Origin of the sequence: Slackia faecicanis (assembly GCF_003725295.1) — a bacterium.
Lineage (GTDB): Bacteria > Actinomycetota > Coriobacteriia > Coriobacteriales > Eggerthellaceae > Slackia > Slackia faecicanis.
In genome coordinates this window covers 414,547-439,267 of sequence record NZ_QICB01000001.1, presented here as the reverse complement: position 1 = coordinate 439,267, position 24,721 = coordinate 414,547, and the positions used below count along the sequence as shown (strand labels likewise).

The window sequence follows — 24,721 nt, the reverse complement described above, 5'->3', positions numbered from 1 at the left end:
GTGCGGGCGTTCACGCGCTCGTATCTGGTGCGCTTCGCCACGGTGCTCTTCGTGATCGTGGCGGCGGCGTTCATCGCCGCAAGCGCGTTTTCGGCGCAGTCGAACGCGCCCGTCACGCAGCGTGCCGACGGCCTGCCCGTCTACATCACCGACGAGATGATCGACACGGCGCGCGCCATGCAGCACGAATACGGCCATCCGGCCGGCTGCACGATCGCGCAGATCATCCAGGAAAGCGGCCAGGGCAGCGCGCTTTCGGTGCTCGCGGAGCGCGACAACAACCTCTTCGGCATGAAGTGGGTGGATGCGTTCGCGGGCAAGCACGGCGTGGTGGGACCGGTGCAGTGGGGCACCAACGAGGAATACGACGGCAAAACGGTTGCGATCAAGGATTCCTTCATCCGGTTCGAATCGAAGAAGGCATGCATCGAGTTCCGGTCGAGCGTCTTTCTGCAATCGTCCACCTACGCCGACAACCCCACGATCCGCCGCGCCGTCGAAACCCGCAACTCGGCGCTGATGGCATGGGGGCTGCAGGATGCGGGCTGGGCCACCGACAGCGCGTATGCCGAGCACCTGGTGACGGTCATGGACCGCTACGACCTGTATCGCTTCGACTCGTAGGCGGCTCGGCCGCCGCTTCTTTTCGTATAGTCTGACGGCGCGCCGGCTCGGTCCGACGCTGCATAGCGTTTTCCCGGCATAAAGAAGCCTCTCATTTCTCTTGCCCGAGAAATGGGAGGCTTCGTTTTTCGGGGGCCGATGCTTACGCGGTGCCGCCGCGCGTCAAGCGTCGCTTCGCACCGATGCGCTGGCCCGTCGCGTTAGAACGCGAACCGGTCGGAGGGCTTCGCCGGAGCCGCGGCTTCGCGGCGCTGCATCAGGCATCCCAGCGCTTCGGCGGCGTGCGCCCTGCGAAGCTGCTCGCACTGGAACAAGAAGCGCTGCTCGTCTTCGTAGAAGCCCGCGTCGGCGAGCCGCTCGATCGCCCGGCGCGAACGGCGTTCGGCGATCAGCGTGCAGGCGGCTTCGGCGTTTTTCTCCAGCTGGCGCGCAAACGATGCCGCCGCGTCGTCTTGGAGCGGGGCTTTTCCGGCCAAGCGTTCGACAAGCGCCTGGGTCTTGGTCAGAAACGCGCGCTCGCCCGCAAGCAGCTCGTCGTAGGCGCGCATGTCGAAGGGAACCGCGAAGCATGATTCGTCGGAAGCGCCCTCGCCTGCAAGCTCGATGCCCGCCGCGCCGCCGTCGCGATAGGCCGTCGGGCTGAAAAGCCCGCGCACGCCTGCGGGAATATAGGCCGCGGTGTCGAGCGCGTCGAAGCGCACCCATCCGCCCGAAAACGATCGCTCGCCGATGCATTCCACGCTGCGCGGGATGCGCGCGACGCAGCCTTCCGCCGCATGCATGAAGCATTCGCGGCCGATCCGCCTGACGTTCTCGCCTAGCGCGATCTTTTCGGCGCCTTCGCAGATATTGCCGTCTTCGATGTCTTTCACCTGCGATGATATGACCACCGCCGTCGCTTGCGGCGCAAGCGCGCGCCGTCCGATGCGCACGAGCGGCACGCCTTCCACGGCATCGGGCGTCACGGCCGTCGTTTTCTCGGACGCCGTGGCCACGAGCAGCGCGCCCTCGTCGTCGAAATCGTACACGTCGCCGTCCACGATTTTATAGGCGGGAGAAACCGCCCTGCGCCCCGTCTCTTTCAGTACGCGCGCGAACGCGCCGTGGTTGCTTCTGATCCACAGAAGGGCGGGGTCTATGTCGTCGCGCGCCTCCTCCAGGCTGTCGGGGCACACGATGCGCCGCGGCGGGTTGGGGGTGTGCAGAAACGCGTCCTGCCTGATGCATCGCACGCCCGGGCGCACCTCGACGCATTCGCCGTACGGGTAGGCCTGCGCTATCAGCGTTTCGCCGTCGCGCGAATACAGCGAACCGTCTTCGGCGAACAGCGCGGGGTTGTCGGGATGCACCAGGTATCGCACGCCGTCGGGGTAGCGCGTGAGCTTGCTCCACTGCACGGGGCGCGCGCCGAAGCGCTCGAGGGTCGAAGGTATGGCCAGGTTCTCGAAGCACAGGGGCGAAAGCGAGCGGTCGGCGGTCTCGCGCATGCCTTCGGGCAGTGCCAGCAGCCGCAGCCCGATGCCGTAGGAAAGCCACGGGCGGAAGGCGTCGGCCGTGATGCGCACCAAGGGCGTGCCGCAGATCGTCGCCGGCAGGCGCAAGATAAGGCCCGCATCGGGCAGCCCCGCATCGCGCGCGAGCGAATGCAGGTCGGCCGCCAAAAGCGCGCATCCGTCGGGCTCGGGCCACAGGGCGAACGGCCTGCCTTCGCCCGTCAGCGCCGCGGCCGCTTCGCCGCTCAGATGCAGCGGCTCGGCGCAACGGCGCGCCAGCTCGTCGATGGGCGTGGCGTCGTCGAAGAACAGAATGTCGGAAAGCGCTTCGCGCATGGCGTCGTTCATGTGGTCCTCCCTACGCGTGGATGCGGGCGAATGCCGGACGCGACCATGGTAACGCACTCATGACGTTTCGGGGCCTTTGCCGGCGCGCTCTTCAGCGATGCTTCGTTGCGCTATGATGCCCTCGACAAGGTGGTTTCACAAGAAGGACGGCGGGTATGGCGCTTGGCAACGGCGACGCGCGCGAACGCGTCGAAGAAACGGCCGCGACGGACGGCCGCTACGCGGAGCTTTCCTGCGAACTGCTCGATTACGCGAAAGAAACGCTTCTGGTGGCGTTGCGCTTTCTCGAACCCGCGCTCTCGCGGCTCGCGTGCACGCCCGCGCCCGGCTCGCTGTTCGCCACCGACGGCGCGGCGATCTATTACGACCCCGAGCGCACGGTGCGCGCGTTTTCCGAAGAGCCCGCGCGCCTTTCGCGCGACGTCTTGCACATGACGCTGCATTGCCTGTTCCGCCATCCGTTCTCGAACGCCGCGTTCCGCCCGGCGCTGTGGGACCTGGCGTGCGACGTGGCGGTGGAAAGCTGCATGAACGACCTGGGGCTTTCTGAAATATCATGCCGCCGCGCGGCGTATCAGGAGCCGGCCTGCGCGCGCCTGTGCGCCGACATGCCGTTCATCACGGCCGAATCGCTGTACTACCGCTTCGCCGACGACGGCATGACCGACGAAGAGGCGATCGATCTGCGCCGCGCCTTCTTCGTGGACGACCACGCGCTCTGGCTGCGCGGCACGGCCGCCCGCGACGCGCAGCCCGCGGCGGAAGGCGGCTCCGACGCTCTGTTCCCGCAGCCCGAAGCCGAAGGCGGCCCTCAGGCGAACGCGCGCGGCAAAGACGCCCGCGCCGACGACGAAGACGTCCGCGACGAAGCCCCCGACGAGGGCATGCGCGACGCGAACGACGCCGCGCCCGAGTTCGCCGACGACGCACTGGCCTCCATGATGCTTTCCTACGCATCCGCCGCGCGCGTCGATGCGCTCAAGGCGGCCGAATCGTGCTACGGCGCGGGCGGCATCCCGTCGCCCGACGTGGCGGCCATGGGCGCGCCCGAGCCGCAGCAGCGCACGCGGCCTTTGCCCACCGATTCGTTCAACGAGGCCATGCAGACGCACTGGCGCGAGATTTCGTTGCGCGCCGACGTGGCGCTCGACGATTTCTCCCAGCTCTGGGGCGCGTTCGGCGGCGAATTCTCCATGGCGCTCAAGCGCTCCAACACAGAGCGGGTCGATTACGGCGAATTCCTGCGCCGATTCGTGTCGCGCGACGAGCAGATGGCCGTCAACGATGAAGAATTCGACTACGTGTATTACTGCTACGGGCTGGTGCGCTACGGCAACATGCCCCTGATCGAGCCGCTGGAATACGCCGACGACGGCCGCATCCGCGATTTCGTGATCGCGATCGACACGTCGGCCTCCACCAAGGGCGACACGGTGGCCGCCTTCGTCGAGCGCACCTGCGACATTTTGGAAGACGCCGGCCTGTTCTCCGACGCGCTCAACCTGTATCTGATCCAGTGCGACGCGCAGATCCAAGACGTCGCGCGCATCGCGAGCCGCGCCGACGCGCGCGCTTGGGCCGACGGGCTGGAGCTGAAAGGCTTCGGCGGCACGGATTTCCGCCCCGTGTTCTCCTATATCGACGACCTGATGGACGCGGGCGAACTGGCGCACTTGAAAGGCCTGTTGTACTTCACCGACGGGCAGGGGGCGTATCCGCGCATGAAGCCGCGCTACGACGTGGCGTTCGTGCTGACCGACGAGGCATATATCGAAGAGCCCGACGTTCCTCCATGGGCGTTGCGCGTCAAGATCGGTTCAGGGGAATTCCGCAAAGGCAATGAGGAGGGCATGCGATGAACATCCGCCAGGCGAAAGAAGAAGTGGCACGTGCGGTCGAGGTGTATTTGGCCGAAGACGAAAACGGTTCGTATCTCATTCCGATCGAGCGACAGCGCCCGCTGTTTCTGATCGGCGCGCCCGGCGTGGGCAAGACCGCCATCATGGAGCAGGTGGCGCGCGAAATGGGCATCGGCCTGGTGAGCTATTCCATGACGCACCACACGCGCCAAAGCGCCCTGGGCCTGCCTTACATCGCCGAGCGCTCCTTCGAGGGCGAGACGTTCAGCGTGTCCGAATACACCATGAGCGAAATCATCGCGTCGGTCTATGAGGCCATGGCCGAAACGGGCAGGCGGGAAGGCATTCTGTTTTTGGACGAAATCAACTGCGTCTCGGAAACGCTCACGCCCGCCATTCTGCAGTTCCTGCAGTACAAGGTGTTCGGACGCCACCAGGTGCCGCAGGGCTGGGTGGTGGTCACGGCCGGCAACCCGTCCGAATACAACCGCAGCACGCATGATTTCGACGTGGCCACATGGGACCGCCTCAAGCGTATCGACGTCGAGCCCGATTACGAGGCGTGGAAGGCCTACGCGCTCGCATCGCGCGTGCATCCGGCGATCATCGCGTACCTGGATGCGGAGACCTCCGATTTCTACCACATCGAGGCCACGCTCGACGGCAAGGCGTTCGTCACGGCCCGCGGCTGGGACGACCTGTCGCGCGTGATGCGCGTCTACGAGGCGCGCGGCATTCCCGTGACCGAGCGCCTGATCGCCCAGTACGTGCAGGACGCGCGCACGGCCAAGCGCTTCGCGGTGTATTACGACCTGTTCAACAAGTACCGCTCCGATTATCAGATCGACGCGATTTTGGAAGGAAGCGCCGAGGCCCGCGTAGTCGAGCGCGCCAAGGCGGCGCCGTTCGATGAGCGCGTGGCGCTGGTGGGGCTTTTGTCCAGCTCGCTTGCGGGGCGCCTGCATGCCGTGATGCTGCAAGACGCCGCCACCGACTTGGCCTTCGCGGCCGTCAAGCAGGTCGCGCAGCATTGCGAAGGCGGCCTGGCCGACGCCGCCGACGTTCGCGCGGCGTGTTCGGCCGCGGCGATTGATTACGATGCCCGCGCGAAGGAGGGCCGCGAAAGCAGGCTTATGTCCACCGACGAGGGCTCGTCGCTCATGACGGCCGCGCGTTTCCTGCGCGCCATCGCCGACGAGGCGGCGCCTGTCGCTCTCGACCAGGCCAAGGCCCGCTTCGGCGCGTATGCGCAGCAGCTCGACGAAGCGGTGGCGGCCGCGCAGCGCGGGCTCGATAGCGCCTATGCGTTTTTGGACGAGGCGTTCGGCATCGGCAAGGAGACGCTGCTGTTCACCACGGATATCTCCGCGGATGCATCGGTGGTCGCGTTCATCGGCCGCTACGGCTCGGAAAGCTATGCCGCGCACAGCCGCGATCTGATGCTCGAAGAGCGCGCCGCCGCGCTGCAGGAGCGCGCGATGCAGGCCGCCGACGCGCGTTAACCGTTCGATGCCAAGAGGTCGTTCGCATTCGAACGATGGCGAATAGGGGGGGGGCGGCCGCGGGCTGCCTACGCTTGCGGCGGCGCCTCCCATGTCTGAGCATCCCAACGTAAAATTCGTCCCGAAGGGCGCGAGGCGATCGTCTTTCGGATGAAATCGGGCGCATCGGCGGCCTGCGGGCCCCTCGCGTCGGTTTTTTGACGATTCGCGCACGAAATATGCAGTTGGCGGTCTTTTTCGCCGGCTGCGCTTTATTGTTGTCAGCATAATGCCAGGTCGGAAATGAATTGATGGGCCCCCGGAAGGCCGCGGCCTCGAAAATCGGCCCTTTAAAGACCGTCAACTGCAAAAAAGATGCACGAACTGGCTTGTTTCGCGAAGAAAGGACGGCCATGGCCGATAACGTGTTCCAATTCCCCGCGTCGAAAGCAGCGGGCGCGCTCGATTTCTCGAAAAGCGTCTTCCAGGTGAAGGCGACGTTGCTCTATATCGAGCCTGCCATCTGGCGCCGCTTCCTCATTCCCGCCGACGACACGTTCTTCATGCTGGGCGATGCGGTGCTGGGCGCCTTCGACTGGAGCGGCGAATACGGCTTCTATTTCCACAAGGGCAGCATGTTCTTGGACGATCCGCTGCTCATGGAGCGCAATGCCGTCATGCCGCGCATGAAGGGCGAGGTGCACGTGGGCGCCGACGACAAGAAAATCTGCGAGCTCATGAAGCCGGGCGATAAGGCGTCGTTTTTCTACGATATGGAAGACTATTGGGAAATCGAGGTGGAAATCGAGCGCGTGGCGGCCGATGACGAAACGGCGTTCCCGTTCATGCCGGTGTGCTTGGACGGCGCGCGCCAGGCGCCTCCCGAAGGCGTGGGCGGCACGGTGGGCTACGTCGATTTCTGCCGTGTGCTGGACAACCCGCTCGACGCGCGCTATCGAGAGACGCGCGAGTGGCTGGGCCTGCGCGCGGGCGAGCGCTTCGATCCCGAGCAGTTCAGCATCTTCGACGTGAACGCCTCGTACGCGATCGAGACGATCGACGATTACGAGAAAGAGATCCTGCCCGACAACGAGGCCGACCTGCGCGAATTCTGCAAGATGCTGCTGGCCGAGAAGATGTCCATGCACGCCTGCGCCGAAGTGGGCATGCGCGCCATGCAGAATGCGCAGCCCGCGCAGGAGAAGCCGCAGGAGTAGCGCCTGCAAGGGAGCGACGCGTTCGCCGCTTCGTAGCTGCAAGCACGCGTCGGGACGCCCGGTCGATTCGCGCGCGGCTTGCGCGTGAAGGCGGGCGGACCTGTCGCCATCCTGGGCTTATGCGGGGCGTTCGTGCGGTTCGCGCGCGGATCGCGGTTGGCGGGGGCCGGTTCTTGCTGCGGGCGGCTCGAGCGCCCGCACCCTTCGTCAGCGGGCTCGCGGCCCGCTTGCGGCCGCTGGTAAAAATGATGCCGCCGCACTCTCAAAAAGGAGTACCATGGCAGAAAAGCTCAGGTACGACGAACAGAAAGCGTGGTGGCAAGCATGAAGCTGGCAATTCCTTCTATGGGCGAGGGCGGTTTGGACGCGGTTCGCTCGGGTCATTTCGGTCATAGCGACTGCTTCACGATGGTCGATATCGAAGACGGCGAAATCAAGGAGGTCTCCATCGTGGCCAATCCTCCGCACGAAAGCGGCGGATGCCTGCGCCCGGTGGGCATTCTCTCCGACGCCGGTGCCGATGCCATCGTGGCGGCGGGCATGGGCATGCGTCCCATGCAGGGCTTCGCTCAGGCGGGCATCACGGTGTTCTACGACGCCGAAACCCCGGGCGTGGGCGACGTGGCCAAGCGCGCCGCGGCGGGAGAGCTTCCCGTCATGGGCGCCGAGCACGCGTGCCATCACTAAGAACCGCTTCGGACGCCGGTCGCACGGCGCATCGGGCGAAGCATCGAACGAAAAAACCGCCGCGCAGGCTCCATGCCGCGCGGCGGTTTCGTTGTGCGGGAAATGTTCGGGCGCATCGGGGCGCGGGCCTAGCCGCGCTTCGATCCCTGGCGGCGGATGCCGCCCTTGTGGCCGCACGCTTTATTGGGGCCGATGCCCTTGGACGCGTGCGCGCTGCCGAAGAATTGCTTGCTCAGGTTCTGCTTCTTCGGCAGGGGAGGCAGCGGCGGGCGGCCGCCGTTCGCATGCTCGCTCATCGCGCGTTCTCGATCCAGGCCACAAGCGCCTCGGCGTCGTCGAAGATTTCGCAGGCGGCGCGCCAGTTCGAGGAGTTCAGGCCGCGCGCGTAGGCGTCGTCGAGCAGGGCGGCCAGCGGCTTGAAGAAGCCGTCCACATCGAGCAGGGCGCTGGGCGCGTTCAGCTCGCCCGCCTTCACGCGCGAAATCACGCTGAAGAATTCGTCGAAGGTGCCAAGGCCGCCCGGCAGCGTGACGAAGGCGTCGGAAAGCTCCACCATGCGCTTTTTGCGCGCCGACAGGTCGGTCGTGCATTCCTCTTCGATGCCCGCCACCACGGCGCGGCCCTTGGCGCTCAGGCCTTCGGTGGTAATGCCGATCACGCGGCCGCCCGCTTCCACGGCGGCGCGGGCGCTGGCGCCCATGAGGCCCATGTCGTAGCCGCCGAACACCAGCGTGTGTCCGTGGCGGGCGATCGCGCGGCCGAGCGCCGCGGCGGCGTCAAGGTAGATGTCGTCAAGGTTGTTCGACGACGAGCAGAATACGCAGATGTTCATAAAACCTCCTGGTAAAGAACTATTTTCGGCATCTTGAACGTTTCGCATGGAATTCGGCGAAAGCAATTGTCGACACGTTGGCGCGAAACTCGTTCCCAGATTCGCTGCATGCTTTTGGCTATTCACGGCTTTGCTCCATGTCGGCGCGTATGAGCGCTTTAAGGTACCCTGCCTTGTTCGGCTGCGCATCGAGATGTGCGAGCAAGTCGCGTTCGTTTGGGCTGAACCTTACGACACGCTGCACCATTTTCTCGCGGTTGTATTTAGCGGCCGCTCTCTTCTGGGCTTCGCTGACCATGATTGCTCGTCTCCTATCTTTTCGCATGTTTCGAATGGCGGGGCTATGGCGATGGGATGCATGTTTTATCGTGTACGGGAAGCGTACGTTTCTGGTATAGCCCCGCATCCGCGAAGCCCAGCTTGCGGTAGTACTCGCGCGTGCCCACGGAGCTGATCACGTTGATGGCTCCATGGCCCGCCTCGCGCGCCATGGAGCAGGCGGTTTCCACCAGCGTGCGGCCCAGGCCCAGATGCTGCGCGCCCTTGCTCGTGGCGTGCAGCTTGGCGGCGGCGCCGTACACGTGCACCTCGCGGATCATGGCCTCGCCTTCGCCGATCGGCAGCCCGTCGCGCGCGGCCACGGCATCGGGCTTCGGCAGCGACAGGCGCAAGAACCCGGCGATGCGGTTGTCGGGCGTGACCCACTGCAAGAAGCGTTCGGTCGAAACGGAGGTGCCGTATTCCACCATATGAAGCGACAGTCCGCCCGTGTCGGTGGCGCGGTTGTTGATTTCGCGGTAGCGGATGTCGGACACCTGGCTGCTGTGGCCGGTCTGCTCGATGTGGCGCTCCACCATTTGGCGCAGGTTGGTCTTCTTGTTGCCCGCCATGATGTCGCTCGCCGAAATGTCCCTGATCATGCGCGAGATGCGCATGTAGGGCGGCGTAATCAGCGTGTCGTGCGAAAGCACGTCGATCAGCTCGTCTTCGGAATACGGGCGCCAGCTGCCGTCTTCGTAGTGCTTCACCAGGCCTGTGCCGTCCACGAGCGCGCAGGGATAGATTTTCACCTCGTCGGGCAAATAGCGCGCGTCGGTCACGAAGGTTTCGTAATCGCGCTTGTCGTCCGCGGGCGTGGCACCGTACAGGTTGGCCATGAAATGCGCGTGGATCTTGAAGCCGAACAGGCGCAGCAAGGCGAAGGCCTCGGCGATGCGCCCGGGGCTGATGCGGCGGTTGTTGGCGTCCAGCACGTCGGGGTTCAGGCTCTGCACGCCGATCTGCACCTTGGTGCAGCCGAAGCGGCGCAGCATGGTGCAGGTGCGCGCGTCGATCGCGTCGGGGCGCGTTTCCACAACCAGTCCTACTACGCGGCTGTTCGCCTGCTCGTTTTCGCGCTGCAGGGCCTCCAACTCTTCGATCGTCGCGCTTTGCATGGCGGCTGCGCGCTGCCAGCCTGCGTGGTTCGCATACAGGGCGCGCACCACGGTGTTGAACGACGCGCCCTGGCCGATTGCCTGCTGGGCGTCGTGGGCGAAGGCGGCAAGCGAGGCGTTGTCGCAGGCGATACCCGCGTCGGCGTAGAAGGCACGGCGCGCTTCCACCTGTTCGACGGCATCCACGCCGTCGTTGAGCGCGCGGAACAGTTCGGCGATGAACCAGGTCTGGTAGGCGGCGGGGTAGTCGGTCCAGGTGCCACCCAGCACAATCAGCTCGATCTTGTCGATGGGGTGGCCCATCTGGTAGAGCGCGCGCAGGCGTGACGCCACCTGCAGATACGGGTCGAAACAGTTGCGCTCGGCGCGTTGGCAGGCGGGTTCGTCGTGCAGGTAGCTTTTCGGCATGCGTACGTCATTGGGGCAGTACAGGCAGTTGCTGCCGCAGCTCCAGGGTTTGGTGATCACGGTGATCGTGGCCACGCCCGATGCGGTGCGGCGCGGCTTCATCTGCAGCGCCGTGATCAGCGCGCGCTCGGTGGCATCGTCGAGACCCCATGCCGCCACCGTTTCGGGCGAGCGGTTTTTCAGCGCAAAGTAATAGGGCAGTAGCTGCTTTTTGGCGAAGTGGTCTTCGTTGCGCGTGCGATTCTGGTTGTGTTCGTGCAGGATGCGCGCGAGCACCTTGTGGTCCACGTCGGCGCCGCGACGTATCTCTTCGATGATTTCAAGCAAAATAGTATCCATGTGGGTAAGTCTATCGTAGAATCGCAGGCGATTCTTATGGATATGAAGACCGCCGAAATACTCTGCAACGTGACGTCCGATTTCTATCGCACGCAAGCCGCGTCGTTTTCCGCGACGCGCACGTCGCCGTGGCATGGTTGGCGGCGCTGCGTGGCCGTGGTGGCCGAAGCGCTGGGCGTTGCGGGCGGTGTTTCGTGCGATGGGCTCCAGAGGTCAAGTGGGGCAAACGGTGCGTTGATGGTGCCCGCATCGGGGGCGATACCGCCGAATTCTCGTGTCGTACAGGGTGGTTGCCTGAAAGCATCGGCATCGGGCGGGAAGACGTTTTGCGCGAATTGTGCCGAGGGGAAAATAACGCATGGCGAAACGGCGCCTGACGAGGGTGCAAGCGGGGGCGCGCGATGCGCAGCTGAAGCGGATTTACGCAGGGGCCTTTCTGTGTTCGACTTGGCGTGCGGCAACCTGCGCTTCGAGCGCTATTTGGCGGAAGCTCTGCCGTATGCGGACGTGTGCGCGTATGTGGTTGACAGCTGCGACGAGCTTGCAGCCGATGCCGGGGACCTGACGTTTCCCGTGATCTACGAATCGTCCGATATCGTTGGCGGCTTGATTGCAGGCGCGCCGTTGCACGAGCTGCATCATGCGCCGCAGACAGATATGGCCGTGTCGTTCGGCTTTCTGCATCATGTGCCGGGAGCCGACTTGCGCGTGCGCGTGCTTGACGGATTGATCGATGCGGTACGCCCTGGGGGATGCGTGGCCGTGTCGCTCTGGCAGTTCATGAACAACCCCACGTTGGCGGCAAAGGCCCATGTGACGCATGCACAGGCAAGCGAAGCGCTCGGTCTTGCGGCCGATGCGTTTGACGAAGGTGATTATCTGCTGGGCTGGAAAAACGTCGAAGGCGCCTGGCGCTACTGCCACCATTTCTCCGACGAGGAAGTTGATCGCCTGGTTAACGCTGCATCAACGCGAGCCCGCCTGATCGGCGCTTTCGAAGCCGACGGCCGCACTGGTGCGATGAATAAGTATTTGGTGCTGCAGAAGGCCTAAGATTTATTCGTCGAACAGCTCTTTACCTTTTGTAGTCTTTCTTGAACTTGGAGGTTACTACGAGTTCCAATGTCATCGCTGACGCATATTGCAAACGATAATTGACAGTCGTTAAGCACAAAGAAACGGGCGAGGTCTTCATTGTCAAAGCGGAGTACGCTGGCAATGACCGCGTTGTCACGCCGGCGATTTATGGAGGCAATGGGTCATATTCTGCAGAGGATGAGGGCGTCTTTATGAAAATAAACCTCTTGAGCGGATACGAAACCATCTAAGAGCAATGTTCAATGAGTGGCTCCGTTTGCTTTTGCATTCGCCGGATTTTCTGCTATTAATCGTGATATAAGATTTTCGGTTTTCCGAAAAGGAAGGCTTTCAAGCGCTGGGGATGTTTCCCCCGGCTTTTCTCATTTTGAGGAGCACAGTGTGGGAGCTCGGCGTTTTCGTTGACGAATCAGGCGGTGACGGCTTTTTCAATCGTTATTATCTGCTTGCTATCGTCATGCACATTTATCGGCATTTGCTTCTATGACGTGAAAAATAAGGCTAATATATGAGCTAAAATGACCGAATTCTATTAAAAAGGATAATATATTAGCCATGATAGACATCAATCAAAAAATGCCCAAGGATATTGTTCTCGAGGTTGCGCAGCGTGTGAAAAAGCGCCGTAAGGAGCTCGGCTTCACACAGGCGCAAGTGGCCGAAAGGGCAGGCATGTCGCTTGCGTCTTATAAGCGTTTCGAGCAAAAGGGGCTTATTGCGTTTCAATCCTTGGTGGCGGTTTCCTTTGTTTTCAGATGTTCCAATGATTTCGACGAGCTTTTCGCCAAAAGGGGATATAGGTCAATTGACGAGGTGATTGCCGAGAGAAAAGCGCAAAGGCGGGTGCGATAGATGGTTTTTACAAAAGAATGCTTCGAGATCGATAGGCTTGACGTTTTTCTGCATGGCGAACATGTTGGCGTTTTGTCGATGACGCAAGAAGGATTGGCGGCGTTTCAATACACACGCGATTGGCTTCGAGATGGGTATTCTATAAGTCCTTTTAGTCTTCCTTTGAGCAATGAAGTGTTCATCGCCAATCGCCATCCTTTGGATGGGTTATTCGGTGTGTTCGATGACAGCTTGCCGGATGGATGGGGTCGCCTCCTGGTCGATAGGATGCTTAAAGGGCATGGTTTGAGTCCGCACGAGATTGGCCATCTTGCGCGATTGGCAATTGTCGGTTCGAATGGCGCCGGCGCTCTTGAATATAGACCTTCTTTTGACATTGAGATCTCCGAGGCATATGCCGACCTTGACACTATTGCGGCCGACTGCTCCGCAGTGCTCGCATCGCAAAATGCAAAGGACTTGGACGGGTTGTTTGCAATGGGTGGTTCTTCTGGCGGTGCGCGCCCGAAGGTCTTCTATGAAATCGATGGGGAGGAGTGGATAGTCAAATTCCCCTCGTCAATCGATCCTGCAAGTATAGGTGAAGATGAGTATAGGTTAGCTCTTGCAGCGAAGCGATGCGGAATTGTCATGCCCGAAGTCCGTTTGTTGCCATCTGAGAAGTGCGCCGGCTATTTCGCAACAAAACGTTTCGACCGAGTTCGCAAGCCCGATGGAAGCATCGAGAAGGTCTATATGGCATCTGCAGCGGCACTTCTCGAAACGTCTCATCGTATTCCTAATTTGGACTACGGTCAGCTCATGCAATTGACGCTTAAATTGACGGGGAGCATGGCCGAAGTCGAGCGCATGTTCATGCTGATGGTGTTCAATGTACTATGCGGGAATAGAGACGATCATTCAAAGAATTTCACGTTTATCTGTGATTCGTGTGGTGCATGGACGCTTTCGCCAGCATATGACCTGACGGACAATCCTGGTATGAACGGGGAGCGAGCGACAACGGTTAATGGGAAGGGTCGCGATATTTCTGATATGGATATGCTTGCGGTTGCATCGGAGGCGGGTATTTCCAAGTTTCGCGCACAGGAGGTAATTGAGGTAATAACGAAGTTAAACCTTGCTGGCTTGTAACAGTGGCTTTGTTGACGCTCCTGTTGGGTGGCTGCTGCGGAAACGACGAATGAAAGGAATGCCCCGTGACTTTCTATGCAAGTGATGAAAAACCGCTCATTCAGTATGAAGTCTCGTTTCCGAAGAAGCCTCTCTTGCTCGGAGAAGGAAGCGCAGGGCGCGAGACTGGCGATTCGGGTGGCACCCATGTCGGCGTTACCGAAGTTCTTGATGATCGCATTGAGTGGGAACCCCATGTGGATAAGGCTGACAAGCTTGACTATATTGTTGCCGCGAGCGGTGGTGTTTTGGCTGGTCTTATTGACGCTTTTTACGTTGGGGAATTCTCGCTCGACCGTGCGACCGAATGGGGAAAAGACAAAGTCAATCGGTTTGTTATAAAGGCTGCGAGAGCCGAAGGCTATAAGGGCGATACGTTAAGTGGGGCAATAAAAGCGCTGGAGAAAAACCACCCGTTTGCTGCGGACGGCAATGCTAACGATTTCGGCGGCGGACTCCAGCATCACTTGCGCGATTTTTCGCATCACTTCAGTATCAGCGGCATATTTTTCTCTATTTTTACCCAGTTCGCTGGTTTGGTTGTTGGGACCGACAAGGAAGGAAGGCTTTGCATTGCGTCCGTGCCCGAATCGCACCATGCATATATTGGTAAAAACTTCCAGGAAAAAATCGCCTTCGGTGTTATTGGCTGGTTCTTTCACATGTTGAGCGATATGGCTGGCTCAAGTGGTTCCCTCATGGGTGGTACTGGCATTCCTGGACCCCTCGTATCGCTCATGAAGGAATTTTCTGCATGGCCATTTTTCAAAAACTCGAGTGATGGTGATATGGGTTTTCGTCTCTGGGTGTCGAAAAGTTTCAACGGAACGCTGTTCGCGGACTATGACGAAAAAGGCGAAATCATCAAGGGCAGCGCTCGGAAGTTCGATTTGCGTTCCGAGATTGGCGTATTGGAGGAAGCGGGTAGGCAGACGATACCCGTGCTTGTGAATCAATGCGTTGTGCGCGGGTTTTATTTCTGCCGCAGAACCTTGCGGGAAATTCGCGATCTCGATATCAAAAACACCAAAGAACTTGGCCGCATAGCGATTGAAGACGTGCTTCCCTGGGGAACGCCGGCAATGCGACGTATGATTTCTGTATCAAGTGGCGTGTTCATTGGGGTGGATATTGCCGATGCGGCCGTTCGCGCCGCAAAGAAAAGGGAAATTGCCGAGTTTTTCTTGCGGGTGAATTACGTAGGCGTCGCTACGTTCGTCATTGCCTGTGTTGTGGATGTTCGAACGTCCTTTGAAGATAAGAGGGGTGAGGGTGCGGAGTATTTATATGAACGAAACTTGTTCGACCTCAACCACTTCAAGCTTGATTTCGAGAAGGCTCGCATTCTCCATTCGCTAATGTATCGGATGGTTGATTATGATATTGTTCTTGAAAAGCATGACAAGCGAAAGGCTCGAAAGCGTGCTTGGCTCGAAGAATGGCGTGCGTTGACCATCGATACGGTGGGCCTTGCATGGTCGATTGATACGGGCTATTTCCTTGATGATGAAAAAATTTACGAAACCATATCTCGTTTTACTGGCGATGATGATTCGTGGGTTTGGCTTGTTGTCATGGAAGCCTCTCGGTTCAAACCCTATGCACCACTGCCCGATAGCGGCAAGCAAAAGTACAAAGGGTTGAAGATCGGGTCCGATTATCTTGGTGATGTCCTTTGCGAGCGTTGCTCTGTTGTGACGAAAAAAGAATTGGCCAAGCTCAATAAATCAGTGGACTCAGGGCGTAGTGCATTGGATGGGTCTGCACCGAGGCGCATTGTGGGAGGCGCGGGCGTTGTGGTTGCCATTGCTACAACGGGAGGACTGGCTTTTTATTTTGCGCCCGCCATTGCTCCCGCGCTTGCTGCGTCGCTGGGCGCGAATACGGCTGCACTTTCCGGCGCGGCTCTTACAAGCGCAAGTCTTGCATTTCTGGGAGGAGGTGCTTTGGCTGCTGGCGGTGCGGGTATGGCTGGGGGCACTATGCTCATTGTGGGTGGCGGATCGCTGCTTGGAGCTGTTGGCGGCTCGGGCTTATCTGCGGTTGCGTCCATGACTCTTACTACTGGCTCGAGCCATGTTTTGGACGAATGCGCGAAATTGGTTGCATTTTGCGAAGAGGTGCTCATTGGGCGTTACGGCGATTTTGCTTCCGTGGCGGAGGTTCATGATGCGCTGAATCAGCGAATTATCGAACTTGACGTTGAGATTGAAATGGTCAAGCGCGGCATCGCTGCCGAAGATTCATCTGTTGATAACGATGAATCCGCTGAAAAGGACGAAATCAGTCCGAAAAAGATGCTCAAGATACTCAAACGCAGCCAAAAATTTCTCAAACGCAGTAGCAATAGGATTGCGAGAACGATTGAGATGAAAGGTAGAAAAAATCGCAAGAAGAAAGCCGCGTCGAGCGAGGCGATGCATGTCTGATGGGGTTTACTGAATCGGCCCGATTTCTCAATAGCGGATAAAACCAACGTACGAGTTTTATGGCTGAATAATATGTTGGCTGATGGCTAGGCATGGGGTACCGCATGCGCGCCGCTCCATTTGCGCAGAGAGGTGAAATATGGCTAAGCCGTTGTTTTGCGAGAGATCCTGTATGAAACGGATTTCTTGCAGCGCGGGGCGTTATGGGGTCGTGCGTGCTTTTCGGCACGGGCACAATTGCGCAGCTTTTGCTTCCCGCGAGCGGCGGTACGAAAAAAGCCTACGACAAGCATCGTCTTTTCCCGACGAATTTCCTGAAGGGTGAGCCTTATGGACATACGAAAGGCAGCAGGGCGAACTTCATGTGTGTGGACTATCAAAAGAATATCTATATCAGCGATGATGACCCGAGAGTGTATGTGAAAAAGTTTAAGGATGCTTTAGGGGACGAGGCATGTCGCTTTACTTGCGAGGAGAACGCCATTCCGCTCGGATTCGGGGAAATGGATTATCTGGATTTCCTGAAGGAAAGGCGTGTTCCGATGTCGAAGGTGATCAAAGATTCGTTTTCTAGACTGTGAATTATTTAAGGGATGGGGTGGCTGCTTGGCGGTGTTCCTGATGTTGCGCGCTCGCGTGATTTTCGTTGTCTAGAATGTAATCAAGAGTCGCATTGAATCGTAAGTATTTTACAGATAAGAAGGGAAGCAATGGGGCTTCTCGATGCAATTTTGGACGTCATTTCGTCGGGGGATGACGGTGGGTGCGATTGGTATTGCGACAATTGTGGGGCGTACATGAACGATCAGCCAGGTTTCACGGTTAGCGGTGGTAGCTGGGAGTGTGCTGCTTGCGGGGAAGATAATGATGTCAGTCTTGGTAACGTTATCGACGTCGATGATGAGGATGACGGTTACATCGGAAGCCATCAAGGATATCTTGATGAAGAAAAGCGGAGACGTGAAGAAGAGGAAGACCTTTGGGAATTAGGCATGGACCCTAACGATGATCAGCGTCCATTGAATGCGGGTGTTACCACCCCGTGAGCCGCGAAGTGCGATGGCGTGTATACGGCATCGATCGTTTGGACCGTCAGTCGACCATCGGAATGGCAATTTCAGATTCGGCAAATGGCGATACGATTGCGTCTGGAGGTTTTATTTAGGTGTTTTATTGTGTGGCTATGTGATATGTAGATGAAATTCTAGCATTTGATGAGAGACGTTATGTGCAAGATGACTGAAACCGACTGGATGAGCATTCTGAATTCTGGAGTCGTTGGCTCTGAGGGTGGCGTTGTTTTGGACGACGAGGAATACAAAGGCCAATGTCGCATAACGAGAGAACGTTGCGAAAAATATGATGCGATAACGTGCGGAGTATATGGCGGTATGGTCCATGCCACGTTTTCGAATCAGGAGGACTCGTTTGATTTGCTCGAACGGATGAAGGCTGATTTGAAACGGTTTATTGATGCGGATATTGAAGATTTCGATGATGAATTGGCATTTTTCGAGAAGTTTGTGGATATATATCGGTGATGGATGAGTTAGCTGCCGCACGGAAACGTCTCAGTGAAAGAGAAACGCCAGGGAGATTTCCCTGGCGTTTCCTAAAACGGTGCTACATGTTGCAAGTCATATTCGAAGTCTTATTCGACCGTCGCATCCACCCAAATCGTGGCGGCGGTGATGCCGCCGGTCTTTTTCGAAATGACGGGCTCGGGCCCCAGGCGGCTGAACACGCCGGTGAAGCGGCCGTTGTACAGATACAGGCCCGACAGGTTGGTGTAGGGCTGCGCCTCGGCCGTGTAGTCGGCCTCTTCGCCGCGCAGGGGAATGGCCTGCGTGCGGTGCGGGGTGCAGTAGTGCTGCACGATGAACGGTGCGCCTGCCGCGCCGTTTGCGTACTTGTCGATGATTTGCGCCCATTCCTCGTCCGAGAAATCGAGGCCCGCATACACGTCTTTGCTGCCGTATGCATCCACGGGCTTGATGATCCATGCCGCACGCTCGCGCTTCACGGCATCAAGGTCCACTTCGTCGCTGGTCAGGAATGCCGTGAATGGCACGGTGGCTTCCACGAAGGCGTTTTCTTCGTCGGTCAGAAGCGCCTTGGTCTCGGGCTTGAACAGCACCTGGAAGATTTGCTTGTCGTGCACCAGATGGCCGGTGAAGCTGCCGATCAGCGCCACCTTGCGGGCGCGCACGGCTTCGATTAGCGGCTGCGACGCCTCCCAGTTGTCGATGATGTCGTTGGTCACGCTGCGGCGCCAGATTGCATCGATCGGCGCGTCGTCACGGCCGTAGAACGCTTTGCGACCGATCAGGCGGCCGTCTTCGAAGGCCAGGTCGCGCACATCGTAGACCGAGCATTCCACGCCACGCTCGGCGAACAGCTTCGCGAAGATTTTGAACTCCTCAGTAATGGCGTTTTCCAAAAAGTCCACAATGGCGATGTGCGGGCGCTCCACCTTGAACGCATAGGTGTCATAGATTGAGAGGAACTCGTCCACCCAGCCGCCGAAGAGCGCCGCATCGCACGTGGTCAGGCTGTGCTCGCGCGCGAAGGCCTGGTAGGCGGGGCAGTTCTGCATGCCGGCCGTGATTTCGCGGTTCTCGTTCATGCCGCTGGAGCCGTCGGCGTTGAACTCGCAGAACTTCGCCGTCATGGCGTCTTCGTCCAGGAACATGTCCACGCGGGCGAAGGGCAGCACCGCGTCGTAATCGCGCGGCAGCAAGATCAGATCCACCAGGCGCTCGTCCATGTCGTAGACGTGGCGGTATGCGGGGTTGTTCAGATACTCGTTCATCACCTTCACCAGAATGCGGTGGGTGGTTTCCGAGGCGTTCTTGAAGTAGTCGTAGGTTTCCTGGTCGAAGAAGCGCGGCACGTACGACGAGTTCACCACGGTGCCGTGATAGATCGCCGTGGAGTGCTCCATGTGCTCGCGCGCGGCGCGCTTGCCGGCCGCGTCGCCCTGAAGGGCGTCCACGTGCGCCAGGTACTCGTCGGTGTAGGCTTTGTTGAGGGTCATGGCTGCTCCTCTCTGGAGGGGTCGGGGTCCGCCTTGCGCCCGGGCTTTGCCGGCCGCAGGCGTAGGGCGCGATGCGCGATCTGTCTGCGCCGCGCCGCAGGGTGCGCGGCGGCGAAGGTGTGCGGCCGCGTTGCGGGTTGCGTGCGGCGGGGCCTTCGGCCGTGCGGCGGCGAAGCGCGAAAGGTTCGGCGCTACGAAACGGCGGGTTCTTTGGCCGCGACGCCCGGGCCTTCGGGCAGAAGCTCGGCCAGGCTCGCGCCCACGAGCTCGATCGACGCCGTGGGGCAGGCCGCCACGCATGCGCCGCAGCCTATGCAGTAGCGCGCGTCATAGGCCAGGCTGCCGTTTTCGGGGTCGGCCATGCGTGCGCCCGTGGGGCACGCCTTCGTGCAGTCCAGGCACTCCACGCAGGTGGCGTGGTTCGTGGCGCTCACCGTGACGTCGATGCCCGCGGCCGCTTCGGGCTTGGCCACGATCGTTTCCAGCAGCATACGGCGGCGCGGCTGCATGGTGCGCCTGCTGCGGCCGTTTTCGGCGAACTCGTTGATTACGTCGCCTTCGGTCAGGTTCAGCATGTCCTGCATGCGCTTGCGTTCCTTCTTGCGGTACACGTCTTTGAGCGTGTCCGAGTTCTTCAGGCGGCGCTTGCCGGAAAGAATGTCGATCGCGTCGTTTTTCGCGCTGTCGAACGCCTCGCGGCGGCCGAATTCGTCGCGCGCGATCGAGGCGGCGTCTTCTTCGAGCTCGGGGATTTCGCGGTCGAAGCGCACGGCCCCGCCGCTCCAGGCCTCGGCCATTTCCACCGCGCGGGTGAACAGCAGCTCGCCGCGGCCGGCCGCGCGCGGGCAATCGTCGCAGTATTTCAGGTCGCAGGCTATGCACAGGGGCGCGTTTTGCGCCAGCAGCAGCGCCCACAGCTCGGGCGGCATGCACGCCAGACATGGCAGCACCGTGACGTTTTTGGTGGGCGTGAACCCGGGAAAAACGTTCTCTTTGCAGGTCAGATACACTATTTCGCCGCGCATGGCCACGCGTCGCAGATGCTCGTACAGGCGCAGCGTGGTGGTGGTCGACGACGTGAACGCGTCGCAGACGCCCATGCACACGCCGCACTGCGTGCAGGCCTGCTCGTCGATCGCAGGCAGGCCGGTTTCGGCGTCGAACGAAATGGCAGAGGCGGGGCAGGCTATGCGGCAGCGCTCGCAGGACGCGCCGTGCGGGCGCACGCAATGCGTATCGACGGTGATCATCTTCATGAGGCGGTTCCTTATCGGATGCGTGTCGGGTTCGGGCGCCGGCGCTTCAAGCGGCGCGACGCCTGCGGGAAATGAAAAGCCCCGCCGCAGCTCGGGCCGCGGCGGGGCGGGCGAGGCGCCGCGTTAAGCGGAAAACACCTCGGCCAGAACGGAGTCGATGCGGGCGATCACGTCGGCGCGGTCAAGAAGCTCGATGCTCTCGAACAGCGGCGGCGAAACCATGTTGCCGCACACGGCCACGCGCAAAGGCTGGAACATGTTCTTCGGCTTGATGTCCATGGGCTCGCACAGCGCGCGGCAGGCCTCCTGCAGCGCGTCGCATTCCCAGGCGCGGCTTTCGTCGGCCAGGATGTCGCGGCATGCGCGCAGGGCCTCGTCGGCGCGGGCGCCTTCCTTCTTCAGCACCTTGTTGACGCTCTTCTCGTCGAGCGTGACGTTGGCGCCCCAGAACATATAGGGCAGCTTCTCGGCGGCGTCGGTCAGGTGCGTCTCGCGCTCGGCCAGCAGCGGATACAGCGCGGCGTACCATTCGGGGCGCGCGTCGATATCTTCGGCGGTGGCGCCGGCTTCGATCAGCCAGGGGCGGGAGGCCTCCACCCATTCGTTCGCGTCCATGGCCTTGATGTACTGGCCGTTCATCCAGTCCAGCTTGGTCTCGTCGAACACGGCGTCTTTCTTGGTGATGCGGTCCAGGCCGAACTTCTCGCACAGCGTGGCGCGGTCGATGATGGTGGTTTCGCCGTCCAGGCTCCAGCCCAGAAGCGCCAGGAAGTTCACCATGGTGTCGGGCAGGTAGCCGCGCTCGGCGTATTCCTCGACGCTCGTGGCGCCGTGGCGCTTGGACAGCTTCTTGCCGTCGCCGCCCAGAATCATGGACAGGTGCGCGAAGGTGGGCGCGGGCAGGCCCAGCGCCTCGTAGATCAGGATCTGGCGCGGGGTGTTGGACAGGTGGTCGTCGCCGCGCACCACGTGGGTGATCTTCATGTTGGCGTCGTCGCACACCACGGCGAAGTTATAGGTGGGGGTGCCGTCGGTGCGCACCAAGATCATGTCGTCCATGACCTCGGCGGGGAAGCTCATGTGGCCGTACACCGCGTCGTCGAATTCGATCGGGCCGTGGTTCTCGGGAACCTTCAGGCGCCACACGTGCGGCTCGCCGGCCTCGATGCGGGCCTGGGCCTCTTCGGCGGGCATGTTGCGGCAGGTGCGGTCGTAGCCCGCATAGCCGCCTTCGCTTTTCTCGGCGGCCTCGCGCTTGGCGTCCAGCTCCTCCTTGGTGCAGAAGCACGGATACACGGCGCCGCGCTCCTTCAGCGTTTCCAGCGCGGCGGTGTAGGTGTCGAAGCGCTCGGTCTGCTTGTACGGGCCGTATTCGCCGCCGACCTCGGGACCTTCGTCCCAATCAAGGCCGAGCCAGCGCATGGCGCGCAAGATGATCTGCGTGTTCTCCTCGGTGGAGCGCTCGGGGTCGGTGTCCTCGATGCGCAGGATGAACTTGCCGCCCATGGCGCGGGCGAACGCCCAGTTGTAGATGGCGGTGCGGGCGCCGCCGATGTGCAGCTTGCCGGTGGGCGAAGGCGCGAAGCGGACGCGTACGGTGTCGGTCATGCCGAGTTCCTTTCTTCTGATGCGAGAAGATATGCGGTCGACGTGCGGGGCGCGAGGGCGCCTGGTCCGCACGGGTGCGAAACGTGGGTTCGGTCGTGCGCGCGCCGCTATGCGAAGCGCTTGCGCAGCAACCTCCCTATGATAAAGCAAACGGCGCAGGCCGCAACCGTGACGGCCAGCCACACGGCGCCCATGCCCATCCAGAAGGCGGGCGGATACATGCAGATGAGAAGCGAGTTCCACGCGAACGTCCAGGTTCCGTCGGCGAAGAATAGCGAATGGAACGCCGCGAAAAACCCGTCGAAATCCACGACGACCCAGGCGGCCATCACGGCGAACGCGGCCGCCACCGCGATCGCGGCGTGGCACAGCACGGCGCCGAACTCCTTTTTGCCGCAGTGTACATATACGTGGGCGGCCGCCGCGATGCAGGCCGCGGCCACGGCCGCGAGCGCCCAGCGTATGCCGACCAGCACGTTGTAGACGTCGTCCAGGTGGTCGAGCGCGTCATCGGTCAGGGTGTAGCGCTCGCCTAGCTTTTGAAGCGCCGCGGCTTTGTCGGCGCTTTGGGCCACGGCGGGCGAGACGTCGGATGCCGCCTGCGCGATCGTATCGAGCGTGGCGGCGCGGTCGGCTCCGTCCACCGTGTAGTCGCGCGTGAGCGCGGCGAGCCCCACGAGGGCCTCTTTGCCGTAAGGCGAGTCGGCGTCGTTGCTCGTGGCCTGCGCGAGGAAGAGGGTGGTGGGGCGCGCGCAGCACGCGAAAAGCCCCGCGGCGGCCAGCAGCACGGCAAGCGTGGCCGTGGCCACGACGCGGGCGATCATGTTCAGCGTTTTCAAGGAATCCTCCTGTTCGATTTCGTGCGCCTATTATGCCGCATGCGCGCCCTCCGCCCGCGCCTTGGCTCTCGATGCGGCGATTTCGTGGAAGGCGCGTTGCCTGTTGCCGACGGCATGCTTTCGCGCTATTCTTTCATGGTTTGAGGGCTGTGGCGTACGCGCCGCACCCTATTTTTGTAACAGCCGTTTATCCAGAGTCGGGGGAGAGGGTTGGCTTGCCGATCCCGACACCAACCTGGCGCGTCAGCCAAGGTGGTCCTGCCAACAGCGATGAAGGAGGAATCGTGACCGATACCCATTCCAGCTACGTCTTCACGTCCGAGTCCGTGACCGAAGGCCATCCCGACAAGATCTGCGACCAGATCTCCGACGCCATCCTCGACGCCATCCTTTCCAAGGAAATCGCGCTGGCCGAGGAAGGCTACATCGCGCCGTCCGGCCAGCCCGCCGACCCGACCCAGCTGCGTTGCGCATGCGAGACGCTCGTCACCACCGGCATGGTGGTCGTGGCGGGCGAAATCCGCACGCAGGCTTACGTGGACGTGCAGGAAATCGTGCGCGGCGTGCTGTCCGACATCGGATACGACCGCGCCAAATACGGCTTCGATGCCAGCACCTGCGGCGTGATGAACGCGATCCACGAGCAGAGCCCCGACATCGCCCAGGGCGTCGACGAGTCTTGGGAGGCCCAGCACGGCGCCGACGTGGAAGCCGATCCTTACGAGAGCATCGGCGCGGGCGACCAGGGCATGATGTTCGGCTATGCGTGCAACGAAACGTCCACGCTCATGCCCATGCCGATCTATCTGGCGCATCGTCTGTCCGAGCGCCTGACCGAGGTCCGCAAGAACAAGACCCTGCCGTACCTGCGTCCCGACGGCAAGACCCAGGTGTCCGTGCGCTATGAAAACGGCGTTCCCGCCGCAGTGGAAACGGTGGTCGTCTCCACGCAGCACTCCGAAGACATCGACAACGACACGCTTCGCCGCGATGTGGTCGAGCAGGTGATCAAGCCCGTCATGGCCGCCGAGGGCGTGGTGCTTGACGAAAACGCGGGCATCCACATCAACCCCACCGGCCGCTTCGTCGTGGGCGGCCCCATGGGCGACGCGGGCCTTACCGGCCGCAAGATCATCGTCGACACCTACGGCGGCATGGGCCGTCACGGCGGCGGCGCCTTCTCCGGCAAGGACTGCACGAAGGTCGACCGCTCCGGCGCCTACGCCGCGCGCTGGGTTGCCAAAAACGTCGTGGCCGCGGGCCTGGCCGACCGCTGCGAGGTTCAGATCGCCTACGCCATCGGCATGGCGCATCCCGTGTCGGTTCTGGTGGAGACCTTCGGCACCAACAAGGTGGCCATCGAAGACATCGAGCGCGCGGTCGAAGAAGTGTTCGACCTGCGTCCGGGCGCGATCATCGACGCGCTCGACCTGCGCCGCCCGATCTATCGCCTGACCAGCAACTACGGTCATTTCGGCCGCGAGCTTCCCGAGTTCACCTGGGAGCGCACCGACCGCGCCGACGCCCTGCGCGCGGCCTGCGGCCTGTAGGAAGGGCGAACCGCGCATCGCCGAAGCGGCGTGCGCGCCCGTTTCCACGCAAGAGTTTCAAGGCGTTCTTCGACGGTCGCGTCGGAGGACGCCTTTGTTTTGTACGTTTTTTGCAGTTGGCGGTCTTTTGCGGGGTCGAAAACGGTGTGCTGCTA

General features: G+C 61.1%; 22 protein-coding genes. 13 read left to right on the top strand and 9 right to left on the bottom strand.

Annotation, left to right across the window (positions count from 1 at the left end):
• Complete coding sequence (locus DMP07_RS08680) at positions 1–624, top strand: glucosaminidase domain-containing protein (RefSeq protein ID WP_148039624.1); 624 nt, start codon at positions 1–3, stop codon at positions 622–624.
• Positions 625–824: 200 nt separating this feature from the next.
• On the opposite strand, the gene DMP07_RS02015 is transcribed toward DMP07_RS08680, so the two are convergent.
• Positions 825–2,465: a hypothetical protein gene (locus DMP07_RS02015; protein WP_123197469.1), complete on the bottom strand. Its 1,641-nt coding sequence runs from the start codon at positions 2,463–2,465 to the stop codon at positions 825–827.
• A gap of 155 nt (positions 2,466–2,620) precedes the next feature.
• Here DMP07_RS02015 and DMP07_RS02010 point away from each other — a divergent pair, with 155 nt between their 5' ends.
• The 4 genes from DMP07_RS02010 to DMP07_RS01995 all read left to right on the top strand — a co-directional run bounded on the left by DMP07_RS02010 (position 2,621) and on the right by DMP07_RS01995 (position 7,709).
• On the top strand, positions 2,621–4,324 hold the full coding sequence (locus DMP07_RS02010) for a vWA domain-containing protein (RefSeq protein ID WP_123197468.1): 1,704 nt from the start codon (positions 2,621–2,623) through the stop codon (positions 4,322–4,324).
• Positions 4,321–5,826 (top strand): ATP-binding protein, encoded by a 1,506-nt coding sequence (locus tag DMP07_RS02005; RefSeq protein ID WP_123197467.1) that lies wholly within the window; start codon positions 4,321–4,323, stop codon positions 5,824–5,826. Before DMP07_RS02010 ends, DMP07_RS02005 begins: the two co-directional genes overlap by 4 nt.
• A gap of 392 nt (positions 5,827–6,218) precedes the next feature.
• Positions 6,219–7,022, top strand: coding sequence for a plasmid pRiA4b ORF-3 family protein (locus DMP07_RS02000; protein WP_161957002.1), 804 nt, complete (start codon positions 6,219–6,221; stop codon positions 7,020–7,022).
• Between the two features lie 324 nt (positions 7,023–7,346).
• On the top strand, positions 7,347–7,709 hold the full coding sequence (locus tag DMP07_RS01995) for a NifB/NifX family molybdenum-iron cluster-binding protein (protein ID WP_244594812.1): 363 nt from the start codon (positions 7,347–7,349) through the stop codon (positions 7,707–7,709).
• 128 nt (positions 7,710–7,837) lie between these two features.
• Here DMP07_RS01995 and DMP07_RS08790 read toward each other — a convergent pair whose 3' ends face one another.
• From DMP07_RS08790 to DMP07_RS01980, 4 genes are all read right to left on the bottom strand, one after another.
• Positions 7,838–8,005 (bottom strand): hypothetical protein, encoded by a 168-nt coding sequence (locus tag DMP07_RS08790; RefSeq protein WP_162843065.1) that lies wholly within the window; start codon positions 8,003–8,005, stop codon positions 7,838–7,840.
• Positions 8,002–8,541, bottom strand: coding sequence for an LOG family protein (locus tag DMP07_RS01990; protein ID WP_161957001.1), 540 nt, complete (start codon positions 8,539–8,541; stop codon positions 8,002–8,004). The genes DMP07_RS08790 and DMP07_RS01990 overlap by 4 nt, the downstream gene beginning before the upstream one ends.
• Before the next feature lie 118 nt (positions 8,542–8,659).
• The gene (locus tag DMP07_RS01985; RefSeq protein ID WP_244594811.1) at positions 8,660–8,839 is read right to left on the bottom strand and encodes a hypothetical protein; all 180 of its coding nucleotides are present in this window, start codon (positions 8,837–8,839) and stop codon (positions 8,660–8,662) included.
• Positions 8,840–8,882: 43 nt separating this feature from the next.
• Complete coding sequence (locus DMP07_RS01980) at positions 8,883–10,724, bottom strand: elongator complex protein 3 (RefSeq protein ID WP_123197463.1); 1,842 nt, start codon at positions 10,722–10,724, stop codon at positions 8,883–8,885.
• 438 nt (positions 10,725–11,162) lie between these two features.
• Here DMP07_RS01980 and DMP07_RS01975 point away from each other — a divergent pair, with 438 nt between their 5' ends.
• The 7 genes from DMP07_RS01975 (at position 11,163) to DMP07_RS01945 (ending at position 17,817) form a co-directional block, all read left to right on the top strand.
• Positions 11,163–11,777 carry a class I SAM-dependent methyltransferase gene (locus DMP07_RS01975; RefSeq protein WP_123197462.1) on the top strand — a complete coding sequence of 205 codons (615 nt, stop codon included), beginning with the start codon at positions 11,163–11,165 and terminating at the stop codon, positions 11,775–11,777.
• Between the two features lie 600 nt (positions 11,778–12,377).
• Complete coding sequence (locus DMP07_RS01970; RefSeq protein ID WP_123197461.1) at positions 12,378–12,674, top strand: helix-turn-helix domain-containing protein; 297 nt, start codon at positions 12,378–12,380, stop codon at positions 12,672–12,674.
• Positions 12,675–13,808 carry a type II toxin-antitoxin system HipA family toxin gene (locus DMP07_RS01965; protein WP_123197460.1) on the top strand — a complete coding sequence of 378 codons (1,134 nt, stop codon included), beginning with the start codon at positions 12,675–12,677 and terminating at the stop codon, positions 13,806–13,808.
• Positions 13,809–13,873: 65 nt separating this feature from the next.
• Entirely contained in the window at positions 13,874–16,276 is a 2,403-nt protein-coding gene (locus tag DMP07_RS01960) for a hypothetical protein (protein WP_123197459.1), read from the top strand.
• A gap of 215 nt (positions 16,277–16,491) precedes the next feature.
• Positions 16,492–16,857, top strand: a complete 366-nt coding sequence (locus DMP07_RS01955; protein WP_148039623.1) for a hypothetical protein — start codon at positions 16,492–16,494, stop codon at positions 16,855–16,857.
• A gap of 129 nt (positions 16,858–16,986) precedes the next feature.
• The gene (locus tag DMP07_RS01950; protein WP_123197457.1) at positions 16,987–17,322 is read left to right on the top strand and encodes a Sec23/Sec24 zinc finger-containing protein; all 336 of its coding nucleotides are present in this window, start codon (positions 16,987–16,989) and stop codon (positions 17,320–17,322) included.
• Positions 17,323–17,511: 189 nt separating this feature from the next.
• Positions 17,512–17,817, top strand: a complete 306-nt coding sequence (locus DMP07_RS01945) for a hypothetical protein (RefSeq protein ID WP_211324481.1) — start codon at positions 17,512–17,514, stop codon at positions 17,815–17,817.
• 110 nt (positions 17,818–17,927) lie between these two features.
• Here DMP07_RS01945 and DMP07_RS01940 read toward each other — a convergent pair whose 3' ends face one another.
• The 4 genes from DMP07_RS01940 to DMP07_RS01925 form a co-directional block, all read right to left on the bottom strand.
• Positions 17,928–19,313 (bottom strand): ATP-grasp domain-containing protein, encoded by a 1,386-nt coding sequence (locus tag DMP07_RS01940; protein WP_123197456.1) that lies wholly within the window; start codon positions 19,311–19,313, stop codon positions 17,928–17,930.
• A 191-nt stretch (positions 19,314–19,504) separates the two neighbouring features.
• A complete protein-coding gene (locus DMP07_RS09035; protein WP_123197455.1) occupies positions 19,505–20,569 on the bottom strand; it encodes a 4Fe-4S dicluster domain-containing protein in 1,065 nt (354 codons plus the stop codon).
• A 123-nt stretch (positions 20,570–20,692) separates the two neighbouring features.
• Positions 20,693–22,177 (bottom strand): glutamate--tRNA ligase, encoded by a 1,485-nt coding sequence (gene gltX / locus DMP07_RS01930; protein ID WP_123197454.1) that lies wholly within the window; start codon positions 22,175–22,177, stop codon positions 20,693–20,695.
• Positions 22,178–22,284: 107 nt separating this feature from the next.
• The gene (locus tag DMP07_RS01925; RefSeq protein WP_123197453.1) at positions 22,285–23,016 is read right to left on the bottom strand and encodes a lipoprotein intramolecular transacylase Lit; all 732 of its coding nucleotides are present in this window, start codon (positions 23,014–23,016) and stop codon (positions 22,285–22,287) included.
• Positions 23,017–23,300: 284 nt separating this feature from the next.
• On the opposite strand from DMP07_RS01925, the gene metK reads away from it, so the two are divergent.
• The gene (gene metK / locus DMP07_RS01920) at positions 23,301–24,566 is read left to right on the top strand and encodes a methionine adenosyltransferase (RefSeq protein ID WP_123197452.1); all 1,266 of its coding nucleotides are present in this window, start codon (positions 23,301–23,303) and stop codon (positions 24,564–24,566) included.
• The last annotated feature ends 155 nt before the right edge of the window (positions 24,567–24,721 follow it).

What these genes read in the sequence shown, in the direction of transcription:
- DMP07_RS02015 (WP_123197469.1), bottom strand. Translation starts at nt 2,465, where the DNA reads ATGAACGACGCCATGCGCGAAGCGCTTTCCGACATTCTGTTCTTCGAC.
- DMP07_RS02010 (WP_123197468.1), top strand. Translation starts at nt 2,621, where the DNA reads ATGGCGCTTGGCAACGGCGACGCGCGCGAACGCGTCGAAGAAACGGCC.
- DMP07_RS02005 (WP_123197467.1), top strand. Translation starts at nt 4,321, where the DNA reads ATGAACATCCGCCAGGCGAAAGAAGAAGTGGCACGTGCGGTCGAGGTG.
- DMP07_RS02000 (WP_161957002.1), top strand. Translation starts at nt 6,219, where the DNA reads ATGGCCGATAACGTGTTCCAATTCCCCGCGTCGAAAGCAGCGGGCGCG.
- DMP07_RS01995 (WP_244594812.1), top strand. Translation starts at nt 7,347, where the DNA reads ATGAAGCTGGCAATTCCTTCTATGGGCGAGGGCGGTTTGGACGCGGTT.
- DMP07_RS08790 (WP_162843065.1), bottom strand. Translation starts at nt 8,005, where the DNA reads ATGAGCGAGCATGCGAACGGCGGCCGCCCGCCGCTGCCTCCCCTGCCG.
- DMP07_RS01990 (WP_161957001.1), bottom strand. Translation starts at nt 8,541, where the DNA reads ATGAACATCTGCGTATTCTGCTCGTCGTCGAACAACCTTGACGACATC.
- DMP07_RS01985 (WP_244594811.1), bottom strand. Translation starts at nt 8,839, where the DNA reads ATGGTCAGCGAAGCCCAGAAGAGAGCGGCCGCTAAATACAACCGCGAG.
- DMP07_RS01980 (WP_123197463.1), bottom strand. Translation starts at nt 10,724, where the DNA reads ATGGATACTATTTTGCTTGAAATCATCGAAGAGATACGTCGCGGCGCC.
- DMP07_RS01970 (WP_123197461.1), top strand. Translation starts at nt 12,378, where the DNA reads ATGATAGACATCAATCAAAAAATGCCCAAGGATATTGTTCTCGAGGTT.
- DMP07_RS01965 (WP_123197460.1), top strand. Translation starts at nt 12,675, where the DNA reads ATGGTTTTTACAAAAGAATGCTTCGAGATCGATAGGCTTGACGTTTTT.
- DMP07_RS01950 (WP_123197457.1), top strand. Translation starts at nt 16,987, where the DNA reads ATGGGGCTTCTCGATGCAATTTTGGACGTCATTTCGTCGGGGGATGAC.
- DMP07_RS01945 (WP_211324481.1), top strand. Translation starts at nt 17,512, where the DNA reads ATGACTGAAACCGACTGGATGAGCATTCTGAATTCTGGAGTCGTTGGC.
- DMP07_RS01940 (WP_123197456.1), bottom strand. Translation starts at nt 19,313, where the DNA reads ATGACCCTCAACAAAGCCTACACCGACGAGTACCTGGCGCACGTGGAC.
- DMP07_RS09035 (WP_123197455.1), bottom strand. Translation starts at nt 20,569, where the DNA reads ATGAAGATGATCACCGTCGATACGCATTGCGTGCGCCCGCACGGCGCG.
- gltX (WP_123197454.1), bottom strand. Translation starts at nt 22,177, where the DNA reads ATGACCGACACCGTACGCGTCCGCTTCGCGCCTTCGCCCACCGGCAAG.